This window comes from Paraclostridium sp., from assembly GCF_051656405.1.
Taxonomy (GTDB): Bacteria; Bacillota; Clostridia; order Peptostreptococcales; family Peptostreptococcaceae; genus Paraclostridium.
The window spans coordinates 74697-88075 of record NZ_JBOGBV010000069.1 but is presented as its reverse complement, the minus strand read 5'-3'; the positions used below and the strand labels follow the sequence as shown (position 1 = coordinate 88075).

Sequence of the window (13379 nt, the reverse complement as noted above, 5' to 3'; positions counted from 1 at the left end):
TTTATATGTTGTATTTATGGTTAACAGGAAGTTCCACAAATCCTAATAATGCCCAAAGAATATTTCTAAAAACTTTAGATATATTTGATAATCCCAATGTAAACTTTGGACTATCAAATGTATTAAAAACTTTTAAAGTTTTTAATACATACTTGTTTACACTAGCCTGATTTTCTGAATAATTTAACATATGTAATCCTCCTGAGCTTAAATTTAAAAATTAATTTATTTTAGATTACCACAAATCATAACTTTTAATTTAAAAATGGACTGAAATCTATAAATTAGGGACTAAAATATAACTATCCTCAAAATTTATATATATGTAATATTAACTATCAAAAATGTAAGATTTAGTTAAGCTTTACGTCAGGCTATTTTAAAGTTGTACATGTATAATAGACTTATCAAATAAAGATAAGAAAAAGGAGGAGTTATACATGACAATACTATTAGGAAGTTTAATAATAGCTCCATTTATACTAGCAGTAGGAGCTGCATTATTAAGTGATGAGTTAGAAGTTGCAAATCAACAATAAGATTTTATATAGATAAATATGTTGTTAATTAGATATATAACAATATACTTAAAATAAAAAGAGTATCTATTGAAAGTTAACAATTTCAATAGATACTCTTTTTAAAAATTGCATTACTAATTTTATTTTAACCCAATACACCTTACTAAAACCTATTCATTGCTTAATCCTTTTTACCCAATATATATGTACCAGCACCCATTACTAGTGCTCCACCTACTATGTTTCCTAATGTAACTATAAACAAATTATATACTGCGCCTATAAGTGTAGCTCCCTTTATAGCACTTGAAAATAAAGCTACTCCAAATATAGTCATATTAGCTACACTATGTTCAAATCCACTAGTTATGAAAGCAAATAGACACATAAATATTATTATTAATTTTGCAGTATCATCATTTGTTCTAAATGAGCACATTACAGCCACGCATACTAGTATGTTACAAAGTACTCCTCTAAAGAAAAGGTCCATAAATGGAAGTGATGCTTTGGCTAAAGATGTTGTAGCGAAAAATTCCATTACAGCTCCCTTGTTAACAAGCCCTGTACCTACAAATAACCCCGCTACCAAAAGCGATCCAAGTAAATTACCTACATAACTGTAACCCCATACTCTAAGCAAGTCTTTAGTACTAGTGCCTTTGTTTAACGTACCAGCTGTCATTACCATGTTGTTACCTGTAAATAGTTCACTACCAGTCATTACAACTAAACTTAATGCTATGGCAAATGATACACCCATCATAATTTTTGTCATAGGAGAATTAGCTGATGTTAAAAGTCCACCTATTGTAAAAATTAATAATATTCCTATTCCAACATAAAGGCCTGCAAAAGCTGATGATACAATGTATTTTAATCTACTACTATTTAATAAATTAACTTTGTTTTTAGCAGCGACTGTCAGTTTTTCAAGTGTTTCGTTATGCATAATTACCCCCTAGTTTAAGTTAATATTTTATTCCGCTCCAGTAAATATTTTCATTTAATTTTACTATATCACCTAAATTTACACCTTCTAATGCCCACTTTTTAAATTCCATAAATCCTGTTCTATCAACTATATATCCTATATGTTCTTTTCCTCCTGGAGCATCTTTAGCTATATATTGCTCTACATATTTATAAGTATTAAGTATTATTTTTATTATAGATTCTTCATCTGCCCACAATAAGAAATCTTCTGCTAGTCTTGGGTTTTTCTTACCTGTTCTACCCATGATTGCTAGTCTGTAGTATTTCTTTTCATCTCTAGTCCATGCTGAAGTAGGACAGTTTAAAGTACACTCTCCACATCCTATACACTTATCGTGATCTCTTACGATTTTATAGTTTTCCATTCGTAAAGCTTTAGTGGATAGTTTTTCACATTTTTTAACACAAGCTCCACATGATATACATCGCTCTTTTTCATATAAAGGACGTGTCATGCCTATTATTCCAAAGTCATGGGTTCTCGCCTTTATACAGTCATTTGGACAGCCAGTTAGTGCTACCTTAAAGTGTAAATCATTTGGATATATAGCTTTTTCTATTCTCTTTGCAAAGTTTGTTGTGTGATATTGAGCTTTTGGACAGATTTTGTTTCCTATACATGAGGATATATTTCTAGTACCTGCAGCTGGATAGCCTTCTTCTTTTTCTGCCTGATTTATATCCATCTTTTCAATTACTGGTTGTATGAGTTTATTTACTGCTTCCATATCTTCCATCTTTATACCCAGTATTTCAAAACCTTGTCTAGTGGTAATGTGTATTTCACCATTTCCATACTCTGTAGCTATCTTAGAGACTATCATCAAACTTTCTGGATCTACACTTCCACCTGGTATTCTCACTCTAAGAGAAGTTTCATATTTAGTTTTAGTTATTCTAAAAGCATTTTTCATTACCTTCTTAGTATTTAAATCTCTTATCATAGTTATACCTCCTAATCTATTAAATTCTTTGCGTAAGAATAATCAAATACAGGTCCATCTATACAAATATAAGTATCATCCATTTTGCAGTGTCCACATTTACCTACACCACAGCACATTTTTCTTTCGTAAGATACCCATATGTTGTGCTCGGATAGATTTCTTTTTAAAAACTCTGACACTGTAAATTTCATCATCATAGGAGGTCCAACAACTACTGCAGACATGTTATTTATATCATCTATTTTCAACTCTGGAATATACTTTGTCACTAATCCTATATTTCCATCATAATTACTATCAGCATTATCTACTGTTAGCAATATATCTAGTTTTTCACTCCATTTATTTAAATCATCTTTGAATAATATATCTTGAGAACTTTTAAATCCAACTATTAACTTAAAGCTTGTACATCTATCAGGATTGTTGTAAAAATGCTCTACGATGCCTCGTACAGGAGCTAGACCACTTCCTCCTGCTACAATAACAATTTCTCTTCCTTCGTATAAACTTACATCAAATCCATTTCCATAAGGGCCTCTTATAAAAAAGCTATCTCCAACTGTAAAATTAAATAATTCACTAGTTACCTTACCTACATTTCTTATAGTAAAATCTATATAATCTTTTCCGTATCCTGATACTGATATTGGACTTTCTCCGAATTTAGGAATTGAAATTTCATAAAACTTTCCTGGCAAGACTCCTTCAGTTTTACTAGAAACTCTAAACGTCCATTCTATATCTGTATGTTTAATTATATCTATAATTTTTGAATTAACTGGTATGTATGGATTCATCTACTTTACCTCCTCATTTATATCTACTATGCCTTTTATTTTTTCTACACATTGTGAAAAAGATATATATTGTGGACAGGCATCATCGCATCTTCCACATCCTACGCACATTTGGTATCCAAATCTTTTATCAAAGTCGTATATCTTATGCATCACTTTAAATCTCATTCTTTCACCTTGTTTTTTTCTAAAAGAATGACCACCTGCCATATCTGTGTATCCATCTACCTGACAAGATGCCCATACTCTTCTTCTTTCTCCTACATTTTCATTTTCTTTGTAGTATATATCTTGCATAGTAAAGCAAGTACAAGTTGGACAGACAAAATTACATCGTCCACATCCTATACATCTAGAATCATAATCATTCCACATTTCATGTTTTGAGAGTTCTATGGGATTTATATTTTTAGGTAATTCCAAAGAGATAAGGTTTTCCTTTGCGTAATTAACTTCAAACTCAGTATCTTCCCCTATAAATACATTTAGATCATAATCTTTTATATCTAAGTAAACTTCATCATTATCTAAATTTAATGCCATTGAGTAATTATCAGTTTTGTTAGACCCCATACTTACACAAAAACAATTTCTAAAACTTTCTTTACATCCAATTAAAACAAACTTTACTTTTTCTCTTAATCTTTCATAAAAATAATCTTTTTCAATACCGTTATTAAGGTAAATCTCATCTAATCTTTTTATTCCATTTATATCACAAGCTCTTAAAAATATAATCAATTTTTTATCACCTATATCACTAGTTTTATATTCTTTTTCTGTAAAATAAAATAATGTTTGAGTTATAGGTAGTATAACTTCTTTTGGTGAAAAGTTAGATTTTTTATTAAACTCTATATCCTCTATACTACTTATTTCCTCATATTTAGTTAAATCTGTATCAGAGTAAACTCCTTTAAAAGGGGTCGTTACAGGTGCAAAAATTTTATATTCCGATTTCAATAATTTAAGGCCTTTATCGAAGTTTGCTCTATTCAATTTTATCTTCATAATCTCTCCTCCTATATTTTATTAAAGATATAGTAGCATACGATTTTTTACATGTCTGTGATATATATAACAATATTGATATATTTTTATCGAATTAATAAAAAAATACACATAACACTAATTAAAATGTTATGTGTACTTTCTATTAATTACCTTTAAAGTATTTAGACAAACCTTCTTTTTTTATATAAATATTTTTATTTACTATTTTCACCAATCCATAGTCTTGCAATTGTTTCATTGTCCTTGATAAGCTTTCCCTTTTGCACCCAAGCATTTCTGCTATATAAGTAATGCTTATATTTGCTTTAATAAGTGTCCATTCTCCCTGTTCTACTCCAAACTCTTTTCCCATTCTATATAGTTTTGCTGCAAGTTTTTTATCTATATTTATTGAAGCAGAGTTTTTTAATTGTCTGTACAGCCTTCTATTAATATTTTGAGTATGGACCAATATATTTTTCATTAAATTAAAGTCATTTTCCATTATTTTTATGAATTCAGACGCAGGGCACTTCAATATAGTTGACTTTTCAAATACTTCACAAGCAAAAATAGTGTTTTTCTCTTGATCTAATGAAAGATCATTTATTACATCACCGTTTTTAAATATAAATATTACTTTTCGCTCACCATTTTCATTTATTTTGTATATAGATACTTTTCCTTTTTCTATAAAATACAAATTATCAATAAATTCTTTTTCTAAGAATAAAGTTTCTCTTCTTTGTGCTTGAAAACTTGTCATTATATTTTCCAACTGTTCCTTACTTTCTGGTTTTATATTATTAAATATTGGTATACTATTTATTTTTATCATATTTTACAAATCCTTATATACTTAATTTTTAGTTAATTTTAATCTTTATAATTTATTTTACTACATCAAAAATATATTAACCATTGTATTTGTTTATTTTATGAAAAAAGATCACTCAAATGGCAATAAGAGTGACCTTTATATATAATTAGATTATTGTGAACGAGTTAATTAGATTTTAATAATGCTAAAGCTTTTTCCCCAGAGAAGCCATATAAATTATAAATTCATCTTCTCCATCCAAATCTAGCATATCATCAATGATATTTTGATCATAAATTCCAATAGCACAAGTACCACAATTAAGAGATTCTGATGCTATATAAAGATTTTGACAAACATGACCAATATCTATAAGTATTTTTTTATGAGCAGTTATACTAAATCTATGCTCACTTCTATATGGAATACAACTCCAAGCGAAAACAACAGCACTTTTAGATACAAAGTCTTGTACAAAAGGTTGATTTGGAGTAGCCTTATTTATTTCATTAATTATATTATTTAATTTTTTTACAAACAAAAGCTTATGTTCTAATGGTAAGTATCTATAAATTCCAGGATTTAAATCATTAACATTATTGATTATTAAGTATGTCTCAAAAGGATGAGTACATCCGGCAGAAGGCACTGTTCTTAATGCAGTGAAATTATTTTTTACACTTTGGATGCCTTGAGTAGCCCAAAGTAGATATGAAAGCTCATATAAAGTTATTTTTTCATTACTATATTTACGAATACTTCTTCTATCTTGTATACAGTCTAATACATTAGATTTGACTAAAATACTTTTATTTATAGATGGTAAATCTATCAATTCAGAATTTTTATCATATTCTTTTTGAAAAGGTAAGGGTAAAATACCTTTTTGTTTATCGGTTTTTACTTGTTTTAATACTTCGAAGTCAGCTTTAAAAAATTCACGGTTCTTTTTAATTTTATCCATAGGTGTCCCCTTACTAAAATCTATATATTTATATATTAAAATTGTTTAAAGTTAATGTTTTATAATTATACAGATTGTAAATTAAGTTTTATTTGTTCTTACATTTTTCTGATTAGAACAATAAAAATTATACCTAAAATATAGCAAATGCACTGTAACATATGTTACACTTTTGAATTTATATTCAAATTAATTAAGCTATTCAAAAATATGCTTTATAAATTGCACAGGACTATATATGATAAGTCTTGGACCTGAGAATTTCATAACTTCTTTAATTTTAACTTGCATATCATTTTTATAACAGTGTACATGACATTTGCTACAAAAACTTTTTTCATCACCAAACTTACATGCATCTAACCTTTTATGAGCATAGTTTAAAATTTCATTACATTCTTCACATAATTCATTTGTACATTTATGCTTCTTCTTACAGTATATATATATCATTAACTGTACCGTCTTTTTTTCCTTTTCTATTCTATTCATATAACCCTCCCTTAAAAAATGTACTTATTTCAAATTATATATCCTTTTAGCACATATATGTAAGTTCAAATAATCTAAAGTAAATTAAATTATTTATCGAAATAAACATACAGTTACTTTATTTTTTAACTATTTTTTTATTATTTTCTTAATCTTTTGAACTGTTTATGCAATTGCTAAATTTAATTTTAATTGATTTATTCCAAATTTTGGTTATATAAGCTTAAATTTTACGATTTGCAAGCGCGAAATTTAATTATAATACAGAAACCGTAGTTTGATTAATATATATTTTGATGATATCATGAACGTGGCTTAAAAAAGATAAGGACAATTGCGTAGAAATGGGGGTAAAGCAACATGAACAATTTAGAACTTAAAGATTCTTTAAATTATTTTATTGATCAATACTTTAAAGGACTTGAATCGTTAGAATCTAATGAAGTAGTAAAAGTAGCTGATTCTAATCAAATAAATAAACTTAGAAACATAAATATACCTAGTCAGGGGAGACAGGTACAAGAAGTTATGGAAGAAATGATGAAAGAGGTTTATGAGTATGGAGCAAGGGTAAACCATCCAAGATTTTTTGGATTTATACCTGGGCCAGCAGATTTGAACTCTTGGATTGGAGATGTAATGTCCAGTGCTTACAACTTGCATGCTGGATGCTGGATGACAACATCAGCTGCTAGTTTCATTGAAAAAACATTAATTAAGTGGTTATCTGAAAAAGCTGGATATAACACAGAACAATCGAGCGGACTATTTGTTTCAGGAGGATCTATGGCAAATCTTACAGCAATGGTAGCTGCAAGAGATAATAAACTTTCATTTGATAAATTACATGTGGGAACGGCGTATGTATCTGACCAAACTCATAGTTCAATAAAAAAGGCACTTAAAATATCAGGAATATCTCCTAAAAATATCAGAAAAATACCTTCAGATTCTAATTACAGAATGAAAATAGATGAATTAGAAAAAGCAATAAGAAATGATATAACAAATGGTCTACATCCATTTGTTGTTATAGCGAGTGCAGGTACTACAAATACTGGAAGCATTGATCCAATACCAGAAATATCTGATATATGTTCAAAATATAGTTTATGGATGCATGTTGATGGAGCTTATGGAGCATCAATATTATTATCTGAAAACTACAATCATTTATTAAAAGGAATAGAAAATGCTGATAGTTTAAGTTGGGATGCTCATAAATGGTTATTCCAAACATATAGTTGTGCAATGGTTCTTGTAAAAGATAAAAATGATTTAGCAAGAAGTTTTAGTGAAAATCCAGAGTATTTAAGAGACTTAGATATAAATGACGATGAAATAAACTATGGAAACATAGGTATTGAATTAACAAGACCGACTAGGGGTCTTAAACTTTGGTTTACATTACAAACTCTAGGAACTAGTGAAATGAGCAGAAGAATTGAATACGGTATTCATCTTGCAGAATATATTAAGAATGCATTATTAGGATTTGAGAATTGGGAAATAATATCTGATCCTAAATTAGCAATTATCAATTTTAGATATGCTCCATCTGGAATGTCTGAACAAGATATAGATGCACTTAATAATAATATTTCACATTTAGCACTTCAAGAAAACTATGCAGGAATATTTACAACAGTTTTAAATGGTAAAGTTGTTTTAAGAATGTGTGCTATTAATCATGAAACAACAGAAAATGATATAAAACAAACAATAAGCAAACTAGATGAATTTGCAAAACACTTATTAACTCATAACTTTAGTTTAAGTGCTGTATAATATAAAAAATGAGTAAATCCCTATCTTAAAGGATTTACTCATTTTTGTTTAGATTTAAGTGTATAAAAATTTATTATGATATTTGAGCACATCTGTTTTTTATACTTACTTTTATATCTTCAATTCTTCTTTTATTTACATTCTCAATTAAAAATGTAAAATTGTCTAATTCAATTTCTCGACCTTCTTCTGGGAAATCACCTAACAATGTAAGTATGTATCCATTTAAAGTGTCGTAATCACCTTGCTCTATATCTATATCAAATTTATTGTTAAATTCACTTATTGTCAAATATCCTTTTACAATAAAATTACTATCATCAATTTGTGTTATAGTAGATTTAGTTTTATCGTATTCATCCTCAATATCTCCCATAATTTCTTCAATTAAATCTTCCATAGTTACTAGACCTTCTATTCCACCATATTCATCAATTAATAACGCTAAGTGGACCTTTTTATCCTTTAGAAGTTTAAATAATTCATTTGTTCTAATAGACTTTGAAACAAAATATGGGTCATGAAGCATTGTTTTTAAATTTATATTTTTAAATCCAACCTTCTTAGCTTTTACTAATAAGTCTTTTACATATAATATCCCGAGTATATTATCCTTATTATCTTCATATACAGGTATTCTAGAGTATCCTGATGTTATTACTCCTTCTAGTATTTCATCCAAATCATCGTCTATGTTTACCGCAAACATATCATGTCTAGATGTCATAATTTCCTTAGCAGTCTTATCATTAAATTCAAATATGCTATATATCATCTGTTTTTCTTCATTTTCAATACATCCATCTTCTTGAGATTGTGATATTAAAGTTCTAATTTCTTCTTCAGAAATTCTTTCTTCAATATCCATATCATTATTTCTTGTTATTTTTAAAACCAGACTAGCTGAAAATGATAAAAGTTTTATAAATGGTTTTGCAATTTTAGATATAATGTAAATTGATTTTACTGAAAATAAAGATATCTTCTCCGCTTTTTTCAAAGCAATTCTTTTAGGTACTAATTCTCCAAATACTAATGTAAAATATGAAAGTATTATTGTTACTAAAAACATACATAATTCATTAGAATAAGGTATACTAAGTGGAGCTAATATCTTTGAAAGGTGCGTAGATATTCCTGTAGCAGCAGATGCACTTGAGAAAAATCCAGCTAAAGTTATTCCAATTTGAATAGTTGATAAGAAATTGCTTGGGTCTTCCATAAGCCTTTCAAGCAATTGAGCTTTCTTGTTTCCGCTTGCACTTAATTGTTTGATTTTTGATTTATTTACAGAAACTATAGCCATTTCTGCTGATGCGAAAAACGCGTTAATAGCAGTAAGTAATACTATTAAAATTATTTGAGGCATAAAGGCCCCGGGGTCTGAATCTAAATTATTCATTTCTTCCTCCTTAAAATAATAAATAAAAAACCATCAGAAACATTTTTAAAAACTAATTAATATATTCCTGAAGATATTGCTAATAATCCTATTTTGTAAATAAAGTTTAAAATAGAAATTTATTAAATAGCATTTAGTAATTTTTTATTTAAAGTACATTATAATCTATGAATTAACTTTTATCAATATTTATATATAATATTAATATTCTAATTAAATTAAAAAGTTGCAAAATATATAAATACCCCTTAACTACGTTCATTAATAGCTAAAGGGTTCTTAATTATTTATCAGATAAATTTTTAATTAACAATTTGTTTATTCTTTTTCTATTGCATTTTAATATAGTAAATTCATAGTTTTTATAAGTAAATTTATCATTATCTTTAGGGTAGGAATCCAGATGAGTATATGCCCAACCTCCAATAGTATCAATATGCTCATCTTCAATATCTATATATAAAAACTGAGTTATATCTTCAATTAGAACCTTTCCGTCTACTATATAGCTATTATCTTCACACTTAATAATAGCATCTTCTTCCTCGTCAAACTCATCTTGAATTTCGCCCACAATTTCTTCTAAAATATCTTCTATCGTTACTAATCCAGCAGTTCCGCCATACTCATCAATAACTAAAGCCACTTGTACTTTTTCTTTTTTAAATATTTTAAGAAGTTCACTTATTAGCATAGATTCTGGGACAAGTTTAATTTCTCTAATGATATGTCTTATATCTTGATTATTGCCCTCAATTTTTTGTTTGTATAAATCCTTGATATGGATAAATCCAATTACATTATCTTTATTTTCTTTACATACAGGATATCTAGTAAGCTGTTCTTCTAACGTATAGGCTACTATATCATCAAAAGAATCTTCTATGAAAATATTTGTAATATCAGTACGTGGTACCATTATATCTTTTACTGTTTTATCAGAAAAATCGAATATATTATCTACAAGAGTTAATTCAGTTTTATCAACTAAGCCATGATTATAACTTTCTTCAACTAATAGTTTTATTTCCTCATCAGTATGAACTGATTCATTTTCATCAACTTGAGAAAGTCCAAATACCTTTAATATCCAATTTGTACTATGATTGAATATCCACATAACAGGATATGTTAATTTGTAAAAAAGTATAAGTGGAAAAGCTGTACTTAAAGCTATTTTTTCCGGACTTATAATTGCTAGTGATTTAGGAACCAATTCTCCAAATACAATATGACATCCAGTTATAATTGAAAATGCAATAATAAATGCAATTGAATGTTCTATACTTGAAGGCAAATTAAATAGATTAAATATGGGCATTAACAAACGTAAAATAGCAGGCTCTCCTACCCATCCTAATCCTAAAGATGCTAAAGTTATTCCAAGCTGACAAGCTGATAAGTATGAGTTTAAATCTTTAACAACTATTAAAGTACGCTTAGCACGTTTATTACCTTGAATTATTAATGTTTCTATCCTAGATTTTCTAACTTTTACCATAGCAAATTCTGTAGCAACGAAAAAACCATTTAAAAAGACAAGAAAAAATACTAAAAGTATATTTATAAAAATAATCATATGTATATTATTCACCTCTCAAATTATTATAAATGCGAATTATTATATAACATATTATTAGCATTTTACGATTAAATAAAAGCTAAATTATCAAATGTTATAATTTTATATAGATGAAGGAGAATTTTCAGAATTATTTATATGTACTGTGTACTCTCAAAGATTTTTTGAAGTTAGAGCAGAAAATTATTAAAATTAGCTTATTAAAGTAATAATAGTGTTGAATAAGAAAGATTTATTCATTAGTTTTATTATTTTAAGGCCTTAAAAAAGGGGTGTATATATTTTATACAACCCTTTTTGTAATTTTCTAATTATCAATAGATACCCCTATGCCATCTTTGTTAGGTCTATATACTTTTGCAAATAAAAATGGTAAATATAGTACAGACTCAAATAAAATAGCTATTAAAAGGTCGTTTAATGTAATTATAGTATCTAGCCCACCGCCATTTGAAAGTGCAATTAAGTTTCCGATTAAATGAATTAGCATTGGAGTCCACAGATTTTCTGTTTTCATATAAGCATACCCTAAAAATACTCCAAGTGTTGTACAGAATAATACATGACTTATAATGCAATAAACCGGAGTTTGAGGGCTGTAAAGAGTCATACAAAGAGGTAAGTGCCAAATACCCCATATAGGTCCTAGTATTATCACTCCTAATCTTTTCCCGTATATCTTTTGAAGTCTAGGTTGTAGGAAATATCTCCACCCAAACTCTTCTCCAAAAAACAAGCTAATGCCCAATATTATATTCATAACAATCCCAACTGAAATTTGTAGTAATGCATCAATAAAATCCGCTACACTAAAGTGCATATGTATAAGGTCAGGACTACATCCAACTGTAAATATAACTAAATATATGCCTATACAGAACAATACCTTTTTAAAGTTTTTATTTAGTGATAAATTGAAAATTTCAAAGTCAGAAGAATTTACAAATACACTATATAAAATATACAAAGATAAAATTGGATCTATTAAAGAAGAAATAATCACATTCTTTATTAAAAAAGGTTCGACTATAGAAAAAATAATTCTTAATATTGTTGCTATTATAAAAAAGTTAAAAAACTTGTTTACAACATTATTAAATTCATAATTAGAACTTTTTTTAAGCACCACCATCACTGAAAAGGCTGGAATATACATGAATGTTATAGCAAAGTTATATAGGAAATCATCACTATTTGGTTTAGAAAAGCTAATAAATATAAATATGGATATAAAAATAATCAATCCAAAATTAATTAATAAGAAGTTCCTTACTTCTTGTTTTGTAACTCTAATATCATTACACATTTTAACTCCTCCTAAAATTTAATTCTTTTTTATCTTAGATTTAATAAATTTTATAATCTAATCTGGTTAATCTATTTATAAAATTAATACCATTATTCTATATACATATGCACTAAAATTCTCTCTTATAAATCCACTGAACTTTATTATACTTATTTACTGTTAAATATTACCATTAAAATTAAGATGTCCCAATAAAATTCATAGCGTTGTAATTATTTGTCTTAAATTTTAGTCAGAAGTTAAATCAAAATGACGAATTAAGTCGAAAAAAATAAAACTTAAACTTTATATAATTAATTAGTTAAATCTATGCTAGAATTAATATGGAAAATAATGTAATTAATTTGAATAAAGGGAGAAATATAATGAAAGTACAAAATGTAAATACGACACAATACAAAAATATATATGCTAAAGAATCAGAAATATTCAAATTTGAAAATGATGAGCAAAAGGCAGATAAATCAAAATCTAAAGATTATAATTACAATAAAAATATTGCAGGTAAAGGAAATGAAGATTCAGACAATAACGATGAGTCAAATGATAATCAAGATAAGATATCATCTGAAATAGTTGTAAATGGCAGTGGCATGAGAATCTTGCTAATGTTAAAAAATTCAAAGATATTTAGCTCAGTAAATCTAGGAATGTCAAATGAAGTATGTGAAGAACTCTCTACGGATAAAATATCTAATAAAAGTTTAACTGAGCAATTTAATTTACATTCAGAACTAAGTAAATAAGATATAGTATAAATTATTC

The 13379-nt window shown here is 27.3% G+C and carries 13 protein-coding genes; 2 read left to right on the top strand and 11 right to left on the bottom strand.

Going from position 1 to position 13379, the window contains the following annotated elements; all coding sequences use genetic code 11:
- Position 1 precedes the first annotated feature (1 nt).
- The 8 genes from ACRDDE_RS11105 to ACRDDE_RS11070 all read right to left on the bottom strand — a co-directional run bounded on the left by ACRDDE_RS11105 (position 2) and on the right by ACRDDE_RS11070 (position 6533).
- On the bottom strand, positions 2 to 190 hold the full coding sequence (locus ACRDDE_RS11105; protein ID WP_438627298.1) for a hypothetical protein: 189 nt from the start codon (positions 188 to 190) through the stop codon (positions 2 to 4).
- Between the two features lie 512 nt (positions 191 to 702).
- A complete protein-coding gene (locus ACRDDE_RS11100; protein WP_438627296.1) occupies positions 703 to 1473 on the bottom strand; it encodes a formate/nitrite transporter family protein in 771 nt (256 codons plus the stop codon).
- Positions 1474 to 1492: 19 nt separating this feature from the next.
- Entirely contained in the window at positions 1493 to 2461 is a 969-nt protein-coding gene (gene asrC, locus ACRDDE_RS11095; protein ID WP_438627294.1) for a sulfite reductase subunit C, read from the bottom strand.
- A gap of 11 nt (positions 2462 to 2472) precedes the next feature.
- Positions 2473 to 3264: an anaerobic sulfite reductase subunit AsrB gene (gene asrB / locus ACRDDE_RS11090; protein WP_438627292.1), complete on the bottom strand. Its 792-nt coding sequence runs from the start codon at positions 3262 to 3264 to the stop codon at positions 2473 to 2475.
- Entirely contained in the window at positions 3265 to 4275 is a 1011-nt protein-coding gene (gene asrA, locus ACRDDE_RS11085; RefSeq protein WP_438627290.1) for an anaerobic sulfite reductase subunit AsrA, read from the bottom strand.
- A 145-nt stretch (positions 4276 to 4420) separates the two neighbouring features.
- Positions 4421 to 5095, bottom strand: coding sequence for a Crp/Fnr family transcriptional regulator (locus ACRDDE_RS11080; RefSeq protein ID WP_438627288.1), 675 nt, complete (start codon positions 5093 to 5095; stop codon positions 4421 to 4423).
- Positions 5096 to 5282: 187 nt separating this feature from the next.
- Entirely contained in the window at positions 5283 to 6041 is a 759-nt protein-coding gene (locus ACRDDE_RS11075) for a SagB/ThcOx family dehydrogenase (RefSeq protein WP_438627286.1), read from the bottom strand.
- Between the two features lie 198 nt (positions 6042 to 6239).
- Positions 6240 to 6533 carry a nitrous oxide-stimulated promoter family protein gene (locus ACRDDE_RS11070; protein ID WP_438627284.1) on the bottom strand — a complete coding sequence of 98 codons (294 nt, stop codon included), beginning with the start codon at positions 6531 to 6533 and terminating at the stop codon, positions 6240 to 6242.
- Between the two features lie 360 nt (positions 6534 to 6893).
- Here ACRDDE_RS11070 and ACRDDE_RS11065 point away from each other — a divergent pair, with 360 nt between their 5' ends.
- On the top strand, positions 6894 to 8321 hold the full coding sequence (locus tag ACRDDE_RS11065) for a pyridoxal phosphate-dependent decarboxylase family protein (RefSeq protein ID WP_438627282.1): 1428 nt from the start codon (positions 6894 to 6896) through the stop codon (positions 8319 to 8321).
- Between the two features lie 73 nt (positions 8322 to 8394).
- Here ACRDDE_RS11065 and ACRDDE_RS11060 read toward each other — a convergent pair whose 3' ends face one another.
- The 3 genes from ACRDDE_RS11060 to ACRDDE_RS11050 all read right to left on the bottom strand — a co-directional run bounded on the left by ACRDDE_RS11060 (position 8395) and on the right by ACRDDE_RS11050 (position 12611).
- Positions 8395 to 9723, bottom strand: coding sequence for a hemolysin family protein (locus ACRDDE_RS11060; protein ID WP_438627280.1), 1329 nt, complete (start codon positions 9721 to 9723; stop codon positions 8395 to 8397).
- A 283-nt stretch (positions 9724 to 10006) separates the two neighbouring features.
- Positions 10007 to 11302: a hemolysin family protein gene (locus tag ACRDDE_RS11055; protein ID WP_438627278.1), complete on the bottom strand. Its 1296-nt coding sequence runs from the start codon at positions 11300 to 11302 to the stop codon at positions 10007 to 10009.
- A gap of 310 nt (positions 11303 to 11612) precedes the next feature.
- Entirely contained in the window at positions 11613 to 12611 is a 999-nt protein-coding gene (locus ACRDDE_RS11050; RefSeq protein ID WP_438627276.1) for a CPBP family intramembrane glutamic endopeptidase, read from the bottom strand.
- Between the two features lie 368 nt (positions 12612 to 12979).
- Here ACRDDE_RS11050 and ACRDDE_RS11045 point away from each other — a divergent pair, with 368 nt between their 5' ends.
- Positions 12980 to 13360: a hypothetical protein gene (locus ACRDDE_RS11045; RefSeq protein ID WP_438627274.1), complete on the top strand. Its 381-nt coding sequence runs from the start codon at positions 12980 to 12982 to the stop codon at positions 13358 to 13360.
- Positions 13361 to 13379 lie beyond the last annotated feature (19 nt).

Bases quoted from the DNA above. Each gene is read 5' to 3' on its own strand.
- ACRDDE_RS11105 (WP_438627298.1), bottom strand. From the start codon at position 190: ATGTTAAATTATTCAGAAAATCAGGCTAGTGTAAACAAGTATGTATTA.
- ACRDDE_RS11100 (WP_438627296.1), bottom strand. From the start codon at position 1,473: ATGCATAACGAAACACTTGAAAAACTGACAGTCGCTGCTAAAAACAAA.
- asrC (WP_438627294.1), bottom strand. From the start codon at position 2,461: ATGATAAGAGATTTAAATACTAAGAAGGTAATGAAAAATGCTTTTAGA.
- asrB (WP_438627292.1), bottom strand. From the start codon at position 3,264: ATGAATCCATACATACCAGTTAATTCAAAAATTATAGATATAATTAAA.
- asrA (WP_438627290.1), bottom strand. From the start codon at position 4,275: ATGAAGATAAAATTGAATAGAGCAAACTTCGATAAAGGCCTTAAATTA.
- ACRDDE_RS11080 (WP_438627288.1), bottom strand. From the start codon at position 5,095: ATGATAAAAATAAATAGTATACCAATATTTAATAATATAAAACCAGAA.
- ACRDDE_RS11075 (WP_438627286.1), bottom strand. From the start codon at position 6,041: ATGGATAAAATTAAAAAGAACCGTGAATTTTTTAAAGCTGACTTCGAA.
- ACRDDE_RS11070 (WP_438627284.1), bottom strand. From the start codon at position 6,533: ATGAATAGAATAGAAAAGGAAAAAAAGACGGTACAGTTAATGATATAT.
- ACRDDE_RS11065 (WP_438627282.1), top strand. From the start codon at position 6,894: ATGAACAATTTAGAACTTAAAGATTCTTTAAATTATTTTATTGATCAA.
- ACRDDE_RS11060 (WP_438627280.1), bottom strand. From the start codon at position 9,723: ATGAATAATTTAGATTCAGACCCCGGGGCCTTTATGCCTCAAATAATT.
- ACRDDE_RS11055 (WP_438627278.1), bottom strand. From the start codon at position 11,302: ATGATTATTTTTATAAATATACTTTTAGTATTTTTTCTTGTCTTTTTA.
- ACRDDE_RS11050 (WP_438627276.1), bottom strand. From the start codon at position 12,611: ATGTGTAATGATATTAGAGTTACAAAACAAGAAGTAAGGAACTTCTTA.
- ACRDDE_RS11045 (WP_438627274.1), top strand. From the start codon at position 12,980: ATGAAAGTACAAAATGTAAATACGACACAATACAAAAATATATATGCT.